Genomic DNA, 14,931 nt, shown 5'->3' with positions numbered 1-14,931 from the left:
CCGACCCGTCTCCGTTCCGGCCTCAGAGGCCCAGGTCACCCTCGAACGCGGCCTCTTCCAGACGGTGCTTGATCGTGGTCACGAAGCGACCCGCGTCGGCGCCGTCGATGAGGCGGTGGTCGTAGGTGAGCGGCAGGTAGGCCATCGACCGGATGCCGATGAACTCGTTGCCGTCGTCGCTGATCACCATGGGGCGCTTCACGATCGCGCCGGTGCCCAGCTCGGCGGCCTGCGGCGGCACCAGGATCGGGGTGTCGAACAGCGCGCCGTTCGAGCCGATGTTGGTGATGGTGAAGGTGCCGTTGGCCAGCTCGTCCGGCTTCAGGCCGCCGGTGCGGGCCCGGTTGGCGATATCGGCGATGGCGCGCGCCAGTCCGGCCAGCGACAGGTCGTTGGCGTTGTGGATGATCGGCGAGAGCAGACCCTGCTCGGTGTCGACCGCGATACCCAGGTTGACCACCGAGTGGTAGGTGATCTCCTTGGTCTCGGAGTTGTAGGAGGCGTTGATGTTCGGGTGCACGGCCAGCGCCTCGATGACGGCCTTGGCGTAGAACGGCAGGAACGTGAGGTTCACGCCCTCGCGCTGCTTGAACGCGGCCTTGGCGCGGTTGCGCAGGGACGCGATCTTGGTCATGTCGACCTCGTGCACCTGGGTGAGCTGCGCGGTGGTCTGCAACGACTCGAGCGTCTTGGCCGCGGTGATCTGCCGGATGCGGGTGGCCTTCTGGACCGTGCCGGTCAGGTGCGACAGCGACGGACGCGGTGCGGCGGCGGCAGCGGCCGGGGCGACCGGAGCAGCGGCGGCGGGCGCGGCCGCAACGGGGGCCGGAGCCTTCTTGGCCTCCGCGGCGGCGAGCACATCCTGCTTGCGGATGCGGCCGCCGACGCCGGAGCCGGTCACGGCGGCGAGGTCAACGTTGTTCTCCGCGGCCAGCTTTCGCACCAGCGGGGTGACGTAGGGGCCACCGTTGCCGGAGGGCTCCTCGGCCGGGGTCGCCGCGGCCGGAACCGGGGCGGTCTTCGGCGCGGGAGCCGGGGCCGGAGCGGCCAGGGCGGGCGCGGGAGCCGCGGCGGCCGGAGCCGGAGCGGGCGCAGGGGCGGGGGCCGGAGCGGGAGCCGGGGCCGGGGCGGCCGCGGGGGCGCCACTGCCGATGACGCCCAGCTGGCCGCCGACCTCGATGACGTCGTCTTCCTGCGCGGAGATCTCCAGCAGGGTGCCCGCGACCGGGGACGGGATCTCGGTGTCGACCTTGTCGGTCGAGACCTCGAGCAACGGCTCGTCCACCGCGACCTGGTCGCCGACCTGCTTCAGCCAGCGGGTGACGGTGCCCTCGGTGACGGACTCACCGAGCTCCGGCATCTTGACCGGAGTGCCGGAGGCGGCAGCGGCGGGAGCGGGCGCGGCGGCCGGAGCCGGGGCGGGTGCGGCGGCGACCGGCTGCGGGGCCGGGGCGGGAGCCGGCGGCGCGGGGGCCGGGGCAGGGGCTGCGGCGGGAGCCGGGGCGGCGGCCGGGGCCGGGGCGGAACCGGCCTCGCCGATCACGCCGAGTTCGCCGCCGACCTCGATGACGTCGTCCTCCTGGGCGACGATCTTCACGAGAACGCCTGCGATCGGGGAGGGGATCTCGGTGTCGACCTTGTCGGTGGAGACCTCGAGCAACGGCTCGTCGACCTCGACCGAGTCTCCCTCCTTCTTCAGCCACCTGGTCACAGTGCCCTCGGTGACGCTCTCACCAAGAGCCGGCATCTGGACGGAGAAGGTCATGTCCGTTGACTCCTCTGACTGCTCGTCGGGTTAAACAGTTCGTCTCTCCGCGGGCGTGGCACCGCGGGTCGCGGTGTCGTCCCGGACGGCCATCGAACGGCGATGGCACCGGAGATCCGTGTTGGTTCTTGTTCCAGCCACCCATCCTTGCATTCGTCCGGGTGCGGCGTGTCACAGGGCGGCGGTTGTGCCGACCTCTCTACGCCACATTTCCCGGCGTGAGCGTCGAACGCCACGGAGCGCGGGTGAAATAGCGGGATGCCATGACACGTATCACGTTTGCGTCGAACTGGCCTTTCCGGCGTGCCACTGACCGGACCGCGCACGCCCGCTGAGTCGATTCTGAAGGGATTCTGTGCAGCTGCTATGGAAATCGCCGATCGTCTGGCGAAGCGGGCGTGAGCTGCGCACTATCGAAGTATCCGGCGGTTTTCCGAAGCCGGAGAGGAGGTTGACGGGAATGGGTTTCCTGGATCTGTTCGGGCACAGCGGCGCCGCGCGCCGAGGCGAGGCCGATCCGGCCGACATGGCCCATCTCGTGGCCTGGACGCGAAACCATTACGGCGTGGAGGCTTTCGTCGAGCCGCGCACCACGGTCACCGATGTCACGGTGGCGCTGGTCGCGCATGACGGCGAATGGACCCGCCGGGTGGTCGGCGAACGCGGGGCGCAACGCCTCTCGGGCGCCCTCGGCGTCCCGGTCTACGACGCGCGCCGCGTCGGCTACCCGCAGCGCATGCGGGACTACGAGGCGCGCCGCCGCGTTCTCGAACGCCGCGCGGCCGCCTTGACCTGACCGGTCGGCGTCCCTGTGAACGCGAACGCCCGCCGCCGCGGAACCGCGGGGCGGGCGTCGCTGTGGGACTTGGCCGTTCGCTATTCGGCGGCGATGTCCTCGAGGGTGCTGATCAGCGTGCGGACCGGAACGCCGGTGCCGCCCTTGCCGATGTAGCCGAACGGTCCGCCGGTGTTGTAGGCCGGACCCGCGACATCCAGGTGCGCCCACTGCACGCCCTCGGACACGAATTCCTTGAGGAACAGGCCCGCCGACAGCATGCCGCCCCAGCGGTGCGGCGCGACGTTCTGCAGATCCGCGATCTTGGAGTTCAGGTCGGCGCGCAGTTCCGCGGGAAGCGGCATGGCCCAGGCGTTCTCGCCGACGGACTGTGAGATGCGCGCCACCCGGTCGCGGAAGGCGTCGGTGCCCATGACGCCCGGGGTGCGGGTGCCCAGCGCCACCATCTGCGCACCGGTGAGGGTGGCGACGTCGATGACGTAGTCCGGCTCGTCCTCGCCCGCGCGTACCAGCGCGTCGGCCAGGATGAGGCGTCCCTCGGCGTCGGTGTTGATGACCTCGACGGTGGTGCCGCCGTACTGGGTGAGCACGTCACCGGGCCGCTGCGCGGTGGCCGAGGGCATGTTCTCGGCCATGGGCACGGTGGCGATGACGGTGAGCGGCAGGCTCAGCCGCGCCGCCAGCAGTGTGGTGGCGATGACCGCCGCCGCGCCGCCCATGTCGGAGGTCATGTTCTCCATGGACTGCGCGGGCTTGATGGAGATGCCGCCGGTGTCGAAGGTGATGCCCTTGCCGATCAGCGCCACCTTGGGGTCGCCGCCGGCGTAGGTGATGCGGATCAGGCGCGGCGGCCGCGAGGAGCCCTTGCCGACGCCGAGAATGCCGCCGTAGCCCTGGGATTCGAGCTCGGTCTCGTCGAGGACCTCGACCTGGAGACCGGCCGCCTTGGCCAGTTCGGCCGCGCGGTTGGCGAACTCGGCCGGGAACAGGTCGCTCGGCGGGGTGTTGACGAAATCACGTGCGGTGGCGACGGCTTCGGCGATGGCCTGCGCCCGGAACAGCTCCTCCTCGCCGAATCCCGGTGCGGGCACCAGGAATTCGACCCGCTGCACCGGCTGCTCCTCCGGCTTGGGCGCGCTCTTGGCGGACTTGAACGTGGTGAACTGGTACGCGCCCAGATAGAACCCCTCCGCCGCGGCGCCCAGATCCAGGCCCGACAGCGTGGTGACCGCGGTGACGACCCCGGTCAGCGCCCGACCGGCCGCACCGGCCGACTTGCGCACCTGCTCGGCGTCGAGCTTGTCCGCCGCCCCGAGCCCGACCGCCAGCACGAAGTCCACGCCCAGCCCGGCGGGCGCGGGCACCTTGGTGACCTCTTCGCCCTTACCCTTGGCCCCGACGGCCCGCAGCGCGCTCAGCAGGGCGTCGCGGGTGTCACCGTCGAGCACATCCTCGAACGCGTCGGCGGGCGCGATGACCGGCCCGTCCTCCGACGAGGTGAGTCCGATGACCAGGACATCGGCCTCCCCGATGCCCTCGGTGCGGGCGAGTTCCGGCCCGAGCGAACGATCTGCAACAGCTGTCATAGCTGCCCACGTTACTGCGCCGCCCCGGCCACAGCCGGTTGGGCGCGGACCGCACGATAGATTGCTCTGTGATTGCTGTTTGACCCGAATCGTCTCGGCACGAAAGGGTGACCACATGGCGTCACGGTTGAAGGTGCGCACGACCGGATCGGCTGTAGCCCTGGTCGGGGTCACGTTCGCGGGCTGCCTGCTGACAAGTTGCTCCGACACCGGCCAGGCCCCGGTGCCGACCACCGTCACCACGCTGCCGTCGATACCGCCGACTTCCGTCCAGCCCGAGCACAATGTCGGCGACGACTGCTCCGACGGCCGCATCGTCGCCCAGTGGGGTCTGACCGCCGACGGCCAGTGGGTGTGCGTCCCGAAGGAACAGGCCACCTCGACCGAGCCCACCGCGCCGACTTCCGCCGGTGAGCCCGGCGCCCGCTGACCGCTCGGCGAATTCGTGGAAAACCTCTGGTCGGGACGGGTTTTCGTCAACAGTCCTCGACGTCCGTTTCGACCGTTCTCCCGTACTTCCCGCCCCCGCCGGCGACTGGGAGGATCGCGGTGCTACTTCGCGCCGTTGGCGGATCCGGAGGCGGATCCGGTCAGCAGCGGCAGCAGGAACTGCAGGAAGGCCGGGTTGCACGTGGGCGGCTGGGAAGAGGTGCAGCCGTAGTCCGCCGATCCGATCGGGCTCGCGGCCTGCGGTGCGGCGGTCGCCACGGCGGAGGCGGCCAACTGGGCCGGGACCAGCAGGGCGCCCGCGAGGGCGATACCGGCAATGCGCTTGTTCATCGATACCTCATGTCGTTCCGATCGGCTGACGCTGCCGACGTGAAGTTGAAAGGTATCGATTCGAACCCTCGCGGCGCTGCCCCCGCTTCTCGGGTCACCGCCGCATCCGCCCGGTTTCGCTCGGCGCACCCGCGCGCCGCAGTCCCGCGCCCGCGGTGGTGGAGCGGTGCCGGCCGTGGAAAACCTCTGTTCGGGAATGGTTTTCGTCAACAGTCCTCGACGTCTGTTTCGCCCGGTTTTCAGCTCTTCCGGCCCCCATCCTCCCTACCCTGGAAACGACGGGCGCGCAGGAGGTTCCAGTGGCGAAGGCGAGATTCCAGCGGACGAAGCCGCATGTCAATGTCGGCACCATCGGCCATATCGACCACGGCAAGACCACGCTCACCGCGGCCATCACCCGGGTCCTGCACGACCGATATCCGGACCTGAACCCCTTCACCCCCTTCGAGGACATCGACAAGGCCCCCGAGGAACGCCAGCGCGGCATCACCATCTCCATCGCGCACGTCGAATACCAAACGGAGAAACGGCATTACGCGCACGTCGACTGCCCCGGGCACGCCGACTACATCAAGAACATGATCACCGGCGCCGCGCAGATGGACGGCGCGATCCTGGTGGTCGCCGCCACCGACGGCCCGATGCCGCAGACCAAGGAGCACGTGATCCTGGCCCGGCAGGTCGGCGTCCCGAAAATCGTGGTGGCGCTGAACAAGTGCGACATGGTCGAGGACGAGGAGATCCTGGAGCTGGTCGAACTCGAGGTGAGCGAACTGCTCAGCGAGTACGAGTTCGATGGCGACAACAGCCCCATCGTGCGGGTCTCCGCCTTCCAGGCGCTGTCCGATCCGGCGGGGGAGTGGGGCGCGACCATCACCGAACTGCTGGCCGCCGTGGACGACTGGATCGATACCCCCGCCCGCGAGGTGGAGAAGCCGTTCCTCATGCCCATCGAGGACGTCTTCACCATCACCGGCCGCGGCACCGTCGTCACCGGCCGCATCGAGCGCGGCGTGCTCAAGGTCAATGCCGAGGTCGAGATCGTCGGCATCCGCCCGAAGACCACGAAGACCACGGTCACCGGCATCGAGATGTTCCGGAAACTCCTGGACGAGGGCCAGGCCGGGGAGAACGTGGGCCTGCTGCTGCGCGGAGTCCGCCGCGAGGACGTGGAACGCGGCCAATGCGTCATCAAGCCCGGTTCGGTCACCCCGCACACCCAGTTCGAGGGCCAGGCCTACATCCTGTCGAAGGAGGAGGGCGGCCGGCACACCCCCTTCTTCAACAACTACCGCCCCCAGTTCTACTTCCGCACAACCGATGTCACCGGCGTGGTGACCCTGCCCACGGCGGTGGAGATGGTGCTGCCCGGCGACAACGTCTCCATGGAAGTGGTGCTGATCCAGCCGATCGCCATGGAGGTCGGTCTCAAGTTCGCCATCCGCGAGGGCGGCCGGACCGTCGGCGCGGGCCAGATCACCAAGATCCTGAAATAGCCCGGCCGCTAGCCCATCTCCTCGAGTGCTTTGCCCTTGGTCTCGGGAACGAACCTGAGCACGAACGGAATCGAGAGCAGCGCGAACAGCGTGTAGATGACGTACGTCCCCGACAGATTCCAATCCGCGAGGCTCGGGAAGCTGGCGGTGATGGCCCAGTTGGCGATCCACTGCGCCGACGCAGCCACACCCAGCGCCGCCGCGCGCAGCTTGTTCGGGAACATCTCACCCAGCAGCACCCACACCACCACACCCCACGACATGGCGAAGAACAGCACGAAGCAGTGCGCCGCGACCAACGCGGCAATGCCCTGCGCGTGCGGCAGCGACACGCTCTCGCCGGACCCGGTCTTGGCCGAGAACGCCCACCCCTCCAGCGCCAGCGCGACGGCCATGCCCGTGGAGCCGATGAGCGCCAGCGGTTTCCGCCCGATCCGGTCGACCAGCAGCATGGCGATCACGGTGCCGACGATATTGATGATCGAGGTGGTGAACGAATAGAAGAACGAACTGGACGGATCGATGCCGACCGACTGCCACAGCGTCGCCGAGTAGTAGAAGACGACATTGATCCCGACCAGCTGCTGGAACATCGACAGCCCGATGCCGATCCACACCACCGGCAGGAACCCGAACCTCCCGCCCAGCAGATCCTTGAACGTCGACCGGTGCTCGCTGTGCATGGCCTGCTCGATCTGCGCGACCCGCGCGTCCAGATCCTCTTGCCCGCGCTCGACCTCGGCCAGCACCTGCTTCGCCTGCTCGATCCTGCCGACCGAGATCAGATACCGCGGCGACTCCGGAATCGCGAACGAGAACAACCCGTACAGCCCGGCCGGGATCACCATCACCCCGAGCATCCACTGCCAGGCCTCCAGCCCCGCGATGGTCCCGCGCTGCTCACCGCCCGCCATCTTCAGGATCGCGAAGTTCACCAGCTGCGAGGTCGCGATGCCGATCACGATGGCCGCCTGCTGGAACGAGGCCAGCCGCCCGCGATACGCCGGCGGCGACACCTCGGCGATATAGGCGGGCCCGATCACCGAGGCCATCCCGATCCCGATCCCGCCGATGACCCGCCACATGGCCAGATCCCACAGGGCGAACGGCAACGCCGACCCGATCGCGCTCGCCGTGAACAGCGTCGCCGCGATCCGCATGCACCAGATACGCCCGATCCGGTCCGCGATCCGTCCCGCGATGGCCGCGCCCACCGCGCAGCCGATCAACGCGATCGCCACCACCTGCGCGAGCGTCGCCGACCCGATGTCGTACCGATCCCGGATGGCCTCGACCGCGCCATTGATGACCGAACTGTCATATCCGAACAGGAATCCGCCCATCGCGGCCGCCGCGGTGATGAACACGACGTAGACCAGGCTGTCGGCCCCGCGCTCCTGATCGTCCGAGGTTCGCGACCTCACCGATGAATTCACGCCGACTCCTTCGTCCGGACCCGGGCCGCGGGAGCCCGAGCCATCTCTGGGTTCGGCCGAGATGACGCACAAACCCCGTCAGACGGCGCACTTCGCCCATTGTGGCCGCCGGAATCGCTGTCAACGCTCAACGCAACGCCGAACTGGTCGCCCGTTCCACGGCACCCGGACGGCTGGGCGGCTGTCCCGCATCGGGCCTGGCGTTGCGGCTTCTCCACATCCCTGTGGGAACTGCGCCACGCCTCAGCTCAACGCCGCAACCCGGGGATGCGCGGAACCCGCAGCCACCCCGGCCGATTCGCCCGCGCGGTCTCCCGCGCCAGCGCCTCGACCGCCAGCTGGTCCGCCAATGCCAGCAACTGCCGCGCCGCGATCACGTCACCCCGTTTGGCCGCCTCCACCGCCGCCGACACCGCCTTCGACACTCCGCTCTGCTCCGCCGCTGCACCCATACCGCTTGCCCTCCACTCGATTTCCGGTCGGGAGGTATTCGGTGCCGTGATCCCGCGCACTCCTACGACTTCGGGAGGAATCGGAGATTTACGATCGCGACACGTCTACGTTCGGGGAGGGATCATGGCCGAAGGTAAGGGCAGGGCCGGGGTTGTCGGGGGCGGAATCGGTGGTCTCGCCGCCGCGATCGCACTGCGCGCGGCGGGCTGGGACGTCACCGTCTACGAACGCGCGCCGCAGTTCACAGAGGTGGGTGCGGGAATCACCCTCGCGGCCAATGCCTTGAAGGCCCTGGACATGCTCGGTGTGGGAGAAGCGGTGCGAGCCGGAGCGGTCGCGGACCGCCGCGCCTTCGCCCGCAACCAGCGGGGACGGGTACTGGTGGATGCCCGCATCAGTGACTTCACCGGTGGCCTCGTCGCCGTACATCGCGCCGACCTGATCGCGATCCTCGCAGCCGCGGTACCCGCCGAATGCGTCCGCGCGGGCACCCGTGTGGTCGCCGTCCATGCCGATGGCCGGATCGAAACCGATTCGGATACGGACCGGTACGACCTGATCGTGGGTGCCGACGGCGTCAACAGCGTGGTCCGTACCCAGCTGTGGCCGCAGTCCGGCCCGGTGCACCGCACCGGGATCACCGCCTGGCGATGGGTCCTCGACACCCCCGCGCCCGACCCGGTCGGCGTGATCATGGGCATTCGTGGTGAAGCCGGCGTCGTCCCCATCACCGGCGACCGCACCTACGTCTTCACCGCAGGCCTCCCGGGCATCGACGATCTCGACTACTTCACCGACTGGCCGGACCCGCTTCCGAAACTGATCGCCGCCACCGACCGATCCGCGGTGGTCACCGACGAGCTGCTCGAAATCGACGTACCCCGGCAGCTGTGGAACGACCGCGCTGTCCTTCTCGGCGACGCGGCCCACGCCATGCGGCCGACCCTGGGTCAGGGTGCGGGAATGGCATTGGAGGATGCCGTCACTCTGGCGGCCTGCGCCCCGGATCTCGCTCGCTACTCCGCCGCCCGCCGCAGCCGCGTCGCCCGGATGAGCTTTCTGTCCAAGCACGGCACCCGAATGACCTCTCCGGGCTCGACCGCTCTTGCCGCCTTGCGGGACGCCGCATTCCTCGCGATTCCGAACAAAGTCTCGGTAGCGATGTTCCGTTCCAACAGTCGCCGGACCCTCGAAGGCTGGAAGCCCCCGCAGCCCTCCGCATAGTCGCCGGAAAACTGCAGGTAGAGAGGCGATTTGACTTTGGTTCAACGCAACAGTCCAGGTCAGAGCGACACGGACACCGACCCGGAGCCCCAAGGGCCTGGGAAACGAGGTTGGACGAGGAGCGCCTGACGATCACACTAGTTCCACCTGACCAGCGGATTTGGTTCTGCTGCATGGACGGGGCTAAGCTTGAAAAGTTGCCTAGCTAGTCGAACGGGCTTACCGCTCGGATCGATGGCTTGTGCGTGTGTTCTTTGAGAACTCAATAGTGTGTCGATGAATGTCAGTGCCAAATATTATATTTGGTTCCAATCATTCTCACCCCCGTGAGGGTGGTTGGACATTTAAGTCGGCTAATTTTCCAGCCGACGATTGCTAGGTTTTCGGACTCTGGTTCGAGATACTTCTGATTCGCCTTCGGGTGCATCTAGAGTCTTCAACGGAGAGTTTGATCCTGGCTCAGGACGAACGCTAGCGGCGTGCTTAACACATGCAAGTCGAGCGGTAAGGCCCTTCGGGGTACACGAGCGGCGAACGGGTGAGTAACACGTGGGTGATCTGCCTCGCACTCTGGGATAAGCCTGGGAAACTGGGTCTAATACCGGATATGAGCAGCCTCTGCATGGGGGCTGTTGGAAAGGTTTACTGGTGCGAGATGGGCCCGCGGCCTATCAGCTTGTTGGTGGGGTAACGGCCCACCAAGGCGACGACGGGTAGCCGACCTGAGAGGGTGACCGGCCACACTGGGACTGAGACACGGCCCAGACTCCTACGGGAGGCAGCAGTGGGGAATATTGCACAATGGGCGAAAGCCTGATGCAGCGACGCCGCGTGAGGGATGACGGCCTTCGGGTTGTAAACCTCTTTTGACAGGGACGAAGCGCAAGTGACGGTACCTGTAGAAGAAGCACCGGCCAACTACGTGCCAGCAGCCGCGGTAATACGTAGGGTGCGAGCGTTGTCCGGAATTACTGGGCGTAAAGAGCTTGTAGGCGGTCTGTCACGTCGATTGTGAAAACTTGCAGCTCAACTGCAAGCTTGCAGTCGATACGGGCAGACTAGAGTACTTCAGGGGAGACTGGAATTCCTGGTGTAGCGGTGAAATGCGCAGATATCAGGAGGAACACCGGTGGCGAAGGCGGGTCTCTGGGAAGTAACTGACGCTGAGAAGCGAAAGCGTGGGTAGCGAACAGGATTAGATACCCTGGTAGTCCACGCCGTAAACGGTGGGTACTAGGTGTGGGTTTCCTTCCACGGGATCCGTGCCGTAGCTAACGCATTAAGTACCCCGCCTGGGGAGTACGGCCGCAAGGCTAAAACTCAAAGGAATTGACGGGGGCCCGCACAAGCGGCGGAGCATGTGGATTAATTCGATGCAACGCGAAGAACCTTACCTGGGTTTGACATACACCGGAAAGCCATAGAGATATGGCCCCCCTTGTGGTCGGTGTACAGGTGGTGCATGGCTGTCGTCAGCTCGTGTCGTGAGATGTTGGGTTAAGTCCCGCAACGAGCGCAACCCTTATCTTATGTTGCCAGCGCGTAATGGCGGGGACTCGTGAGAGACTGCCGGGGTCAACTCGGAGGAAGGTGGGGACGACGTCAAGTCATCATGCCCCTTATGTCCAGGGCTTCACACATGCTACAATGGCCGGTACAGAGGGCTGCGATACCGCGAGGTGGAGCGAATCCCTTAAAGCCGGTCTCAGTTCGGATCGGGGTCTGCAACTCGACCCCGTGAAGTTGGAGTCGCTAGTAATCGCAGATCAGCAACGCTGCGGTGAATACGTTCCCGGGCCTTGTACACACCGCCCGTCACGTCATGAAAGTCGGTAACACCCGAAGCCAGTGGCCTAACCCTTGTGGAGGGAGCTGTCGAAGGTGGGATTGGCGATTGGGACGAAGTCGTAACAAGGTAGCCGTACCGGAAGGTGCGGCTGGATCACCTCCTTTCTAAGGAGCACTTCTACACAGACCGTTCGAAGAGTCGAATGTGACTGTGTCAGAGACCGTTTCGGCCTCACACGTAGGCCGGCGGACGCTCATGGGTGGAACACTGACAACCTTCATCGCACCTAGCTCGAAGCCATGTCTTCGAGCGCGGTGAATATACCGACACACTATTGGGTCCTGAAAGAACACGCGAAAGCGATTCTTTCTAGGAATCAAAAACGACGAGACTGAATCCTCAGTCATACCGCCGAGCTTGCTCGGGCTGGTGCTGAAACACGGATTCGGACTTGTGTGTTGTTTGAGAACTGCACAGTGGACGCGAGCATCTTTGTTAGTAAGTGTGTAAGAGCGTACGGTGGATGCCTTGGCACCAGGAGCCGATGAAGGACGTAGTAGGCTGCGATAAGCCTCGGGGAGCTGTCAAACGAGCTGAGATCCGAGGATTTCCGAATGGGGAAACCCAGCACGAGTGATGTCGTGTTACCCGCGCCTGAATATATAGGGCGTGTGGAGGGAACGTGGGGAAGTGAAACATCTCAGTACCCACAGGAAGAGAAAACAACAGTGATTCCGTGAGTAGTGGCGAGCGAAAGCGGAAGAGGCTAAACCGGTTGTGTGTGATAGACGGCAGTCGTTGCATAGCCGGGGTTGTGGGACCCATCTTCCCAATTCTGCCGAATTGGGCATGAGTAAGAAACCAAGTTGTTAGTCGAATTGGTCTGGGATGGCCAACCGTAGACGGTGAGAGTCCGGTAGACGAAAACATCTTGGCTCATGTGGTGGGCACCCGAGTAGCAGCGGGCCCGTGAAATCTGCTGTGAATCTGTCGGGACCACCCGATAAGCCTGAATACTACCTGGTGACCGATAGCGGACTAGTACCGTGAGGGAAAGGTGAAAAGTACCCCGGGAGGGGAGTGAAATAGTACCTGAAACCGTGCGCTTACAATCCGTCAGAGCTGTAATAGGTGATGGCGTGCCTTTTGAAGAATGAGCCTGCGAGTCATCGGTGTGTGGCAAGGTTAACCCGTGTGGGGGAGCCGTAGCGAAAGCGAGTCCGAATAGGGCGCCCTGAGTCGCACACTATGGACCCGAAGCGGAGTGATCTACCCATGGCCAGGGTGAAGCGACGGTAAGACGTCGTGGAGGCCCGAACCCACTTAGGTTGAAAACTGAGGGGATGAGCTGTGGGTAGGGGTGAAAGGCCAATCAAACTCCGTGATAGCTGGTTCTCCCCGAAATGCATTTAGGTGCAGCGTCGCGTGTTTCTCACCGGAGGTAGAGCTACTGGATGGCCTAGGGGGCCCACAAGCTTACCGAAGTCAGCCAAACTCCGAATGCCGGTGAGTGAGAGCGCGGCAGTGAGACTGTGGGGGATAAGCTTCATAGTCGAGAGGGAAACAGCCCAGATCGCCGGCTAAGGCCCCTAAGCGTGTACTAAGTGGAAAAGGATGTGGAGTCGCGAAGACAACCAGGAGGTTGGCTTAGAAGCAGCCACCCTTGAAAGAGTGCGTAATAGCTCACTGGTCAAGTGATTCTGCGCCGACAATGTAGCGGGGCTCAAGTACACCGCCGAAGCCGCGGCATTCAGACATTATCCCGCCTTCGGGCCAGGAGTCTGGATGGGTAGGGGAGCGTCGTATGGCCAGGGAAGCGGCGGAGTGATCCAGCCGTGGAGGCCATGCGAGTGAGAATGCAGGCATGAGTAGCGAAAGACGAGTGAGAAACTCGTCCGCCGAATGACCAAGGGTTCCTGGGCCAGGTTAATCCGCCCAGGGTGAGTCGGGACCTAAGGCGAGGCCGACAGGCGTAGTCGATGGACAACGGGTTGATATTCCCGTACCCGTGTATCCGCGCCAAATATCGAATCAGTTGTGCTAAGTGCCCAAATGCGGTCTTATCGAGCCTTCGGGCGAGAGGGAACGCGGCTGCGCATGACCCTGGCTGTAGTAGGTAAGCGATGGGGTGACGCAGGAAGGTAGCTGGGCCAGGTGATGGAATACCTGGTGTAAGCGTGTAGGCCGGGGTATAGGCAAATCCGTATCCCATGAGGCTGAGACGTGATGCGTAGCCGATTGAGGCGAATTCAGTGATCCTATGCTGCCGAGAAAAGCCTCTAGTGAGTTGGTACACGGCCCGTACCCCAAACCGACACAGGTGGTCAGGTAGAGAATACTAAGGCGATCGAGATAACTGTGGTTAAGGAACTCGGCAAAATGCCCCCGTAACTTCGGGAGAAGGGGGACCACGCCTGGTGAAAGGATTTACTCCTGGAGCTGGGTGGGGTCGCAGAGACCAGTGAGAAGCGACTGTTTACTAAAAACACAGGTCCGTGCGAAGTCGTAAGACGATGTATACGGACTGACGCCTGCCCGGTGCCGGAAGGTTAAGAGGACCGGTTAGCTCTTCGGAGCGAAGCTGAGAATTTAAGCCCCGGTAAACGGCGGTGGTAACTATAACCATCCTAAGGTAGCGAAATTCCTTGTCGGGTAAGTTCCGACCTGCACGAATGGCGTAACGACTTCTCAGCTGTCTCAACCACAGACTCGGCGAAATTGCAGTACGAGTAAAGATGCTCGTTACGCGCGGCAGGACGAAAAGACCCCGGGACCTTCACTATAGCTTGGTATTGGTGTTCGGTACGGTTTGTGTAGGATAGGTGGGAGACTGTGAAGCGGGCACGCCAGTGTTCGTGGAGTCATCGTTGAAATACCACTCTGATCGTATTGGACCTCTAACCTCGGACCCTGATCGGGTTCAGGGACAGTGCCTGGTGGGTAGTTTAACTGGGGCGGTTGCCTCCCAAAATGTAACGGAGGCGCCCAAAGGTTCCCTCAGCCTGGTTGGCAATCAGGTGTTGAGTGCAAGTGCACAAGGGAGCTTGACTGTGAGACCGACAGGTCGAGCAGGGACGAAAGTCGGGACTAGTGATCCGGCACCGGCAAGTGGAAGCGGTGTCGCTCAACGGATAAAAGGTACCCCGGGGATAACAGGCTGATCTTCCCCAAGAGTCCATATCGACGGGATGGTTTGGCACCTCGATGTCGGCTCGTCGCATCCTGGGGCTGGAGTAGGTCCCAAGGGTTGGGCTGTTCGCCCATTAAAGCGGCACGCGAGCTGGGTTTAGAACGTCGTGAGACAGTTCGGTCTCTATCCGCCGCGCGCGTTAGAAACTTGAGGAAGGCTGTCCCTAGTACGAGAGGACCGGGACGGACGAACCTCTGGTGTGCCAGTTGTTCCGCCAGGAGCACGGCTGGTTGGCCACGTTCGGAAGGGATAACCGCTGAAAGCATCTAAGCGGGAAGCCTGTTCCAAGATGAGGTTTCTCACCCCCTCGAGGGGGTAAGGCCCCCAACAGACCATTGGGTTGATAGGCCAGAACTGGAAGTCTGGTAACAGATGTAGGTGACTGGTACTAATAGGCCGAGGACTTACCAACAAAG

General features: G+C 64.3%; 9 protein-coding genes and 2 rRNA genes. 6 read left to right on the top strand and 5 right to left on the bottom strand.

Features of this window, described 5'->3' with window-relative positions; genetic code table 11:
- Positions 1-22 precede the first annotated feature (22 nt).
- Positions 23-1,765 carry a 2-oxoglutarate dehydrogenase, E2 component, dihydrolipoamide succinyltransferase gene (sucB, locus tag ACQP06_RS25475; protein ID WP_433666959.1) on the bottom strand — a complete coding sequence of 581 codons (1,743 nt, stop codon included), beginning with the start codon at positions 1,763-1,765 and terminating at the stop codon, positions 23-25.
- 460 nt (positions 1,766-2,225) lie between these two features.
- Here sucB and ACQP06_RS25470 point away from each other — a divergent pair, with 460 nt between their 5' ends.
- Complete coding sequence (locus tag ACQP06_RS25470; protein ID WP_433666958.1) at positions 2,226-2,561, top strand: oxidoreductase; 336 nt, start codon at positions 2,226-2,228, stop codon at positions 2,559-2,561.
- Between the two features lie 80 nt (positions 2,562-2,641).
- On the opposite strand, the gene ACQP06_RS25465 is transcribed toward ACQP06_RS25470, so the two are convergent.
- Entirely contained in the window at positions 2,642-4,147 is a 1,506-nt protein-coding gene (locus ACQP06_RS25465; protein WP_433666957.1) for a leucyl aminopeptidase, read from the bottom strand.
- 115 nt (positions 4,148-4,262) lie between these two features.
- Between ACQP06_RS25465 and ACQP06_RS25460 the strand changes: the two genes are divergently transcribed.
- The gene (locus ACQP06_RS25460; protein WP_433666956.1) at positions 4,263-4,577 is read left to right on the top strand and encodes a hypothetical protein; all 315 of its coding nucleotides are present in this window, start codon (positions 4,263-4,265) and stop codon (positions 4,575-4,577) included.
- Between the two features lie 122 nt (positions 4,578-4,699).
- On the opposite strand, the gene ACQP06_RS25455 is transcribed toward ACQP06_RS25460, so the two are convergent.
- Positions 4,700-4,927 carry a hypothetical protein gene (locus ACQP06_RS25455; protein WP_357096963.1) on the bottom strand — a complete coding sequence of 76 codons (228 nt, stop codon included), beginning with the start codon at positions 4,925-4,927 and terminating at the stop codon, positions 4,700-4,702.
- Positions 4,928-5,226: 299 nt separating this feature from the next.
- Between ACQP06_RS25455 and tuf the strand changes: the two genes are divergently transcribed.
- Positions 5,227-6,423, top strand: coding sequence for an elongation factor Tu (gene tuf, locus ACQP06_RS25450; protein ID WP_433666955.1), 1,197 nt, complete (start codon positions 5,227-5,229; stop codon positions 6,421-6,423).
- Positions 6,424-6,431: 8 nt separating this feature from the next.
- Here the strand turns inward: tuf and ACQP06_RS25445 are convergent, their stop codons facing one another.
- Both ACQP06_RS25445 and ACQP06_RS25440 read right to left on the bottom strand, forming a co-directional pair.
- Positions 6,432-7,859 (bottom strand): sugar porter family MFS transporter, encoded by a 1,428-nt coding sequence (locus ACQP06_RS25445; RefSeq protein ID WP_433666954.1) that lies wholly within the window; start codon positions 7,857-7,859, stop codon positions 6,432-6,434.
- 248 nt (positions 7,860-8,107) lie between these two features.
- Positions 8,108-8,311, bottom strand: a complete 204-nt coding sequence (locus tag ACQP06_RS25440; protein WP_433666953.1) for a hypothetical protein — start codon at positions 8,309-8,311, stop codon at positions 8,108-8,110.
- 124 nt (positions 8,312-8,435) lie between these two features.
- Here ACQP06_RS25440 and ACQP06_RS25435 point away from each other — a divergent pair, with 124 nt between their 5' ends.
- The 3 genes from ACQP06_RS25435 (at position 8,436) to ACQP06_RS25425 (ending at position 14,927) form a co-directional block, all read left to right on the top strand.
- The gene (locus ACQP06_RS25435; RefSeq protein WP_433666952.1) at positions 8,436-9,536 is read left to right on the top strand and encodes an FAD-dependent monooxygenase; all 1,101 of its coding nucleotides are present in this window, start codon (positions 8,436-8,438) and stop codon (positions 9,534-9,536) included.
- A 436-nt stretch (positions 9,537-9,972) separates the two neighbouring features.
- Positions 9,973-11,489, top strand: a 16S ribosomal RNA gene (locus tag ACQP06_RS25430).
- Positions 11,490-11,821: 332 nt separating this feature from the next.
- Positions 11,822-14,927: ribosomal RNA gene (locus ACQP06_RS25425) — 23S ribosomal RNA — on the top strand.
- The 16S and 23S rRNA genes sit together here, the layout of an rRNA operon.
- Positions 14,928-14,931: the final 4 nt, after the last annotated feature.

Origin of the sequence: Nocardia sp. CA-136227 (assembly GCF_050955695.1) — a bacterium.
Taxonomy (GTDB): domain Bacteria; phylum Actinomycetota; class Actinomycetes; order Mycobacteriales; family Mycobacteriaceae; genus Nocardia.
Note: the sequence above shows the minus strand (reverse complement) of the source record. Positions and strands in the feature narration are given on the sequence as shown.

Coding starts and splice junctions, on each gene's coding strand:
- ACQP06_RS25470 (WP_433666958.1), top strand. CDS start 2,226: ATGGGTTTCCTGGATCTGTTCGGGCACAGCGGCGCCGCGCGCCGAGGC.
- ACQP06_RS25465 (WP_433666957.1), bottom strand. CDS start 4,147: ATGACAGCTGTTGCAGATCGTTCGCTCGGGCCGGAACTCGCCCGCACC.
- ACQP06_RS25440 (WP_433666953.1), bottom strand. CDS start 8,311: ATGGGTGCAGCGGCGGAGCAGAGCGGAGTGTCGAAGGCGGTGTCGGCG.
- sucB (WP_433666959.1), bottom strand. CDS start 1,765: ATGACCTTCTCCGTCCAGATGCCGGCTCTTGGTGAGAGCGTCACCGAG.
- ACQP06_RS25435 (WP_433666952.1), top strand. CDS start 8,436: ATGGCCGAAGGTAAGGGCAGGGCCGGGGTTGTCGGGGGCGGAATCGGT.
- ACQP06_RS25455 (WP_357096963.1), bottom strand. CDS start 4,927: ATGAACAAGCGCATTGCCGGTATCGCCCTCGCGGGCGCCCTGCTGGTC.
- ACQP06_RS25460 (WP_433666956.1), top strand. CDS start 4,263: ATGGCGTCACGGTTGAAGGTGCGCACGACCGGATCGGCTGTAGCCCTG.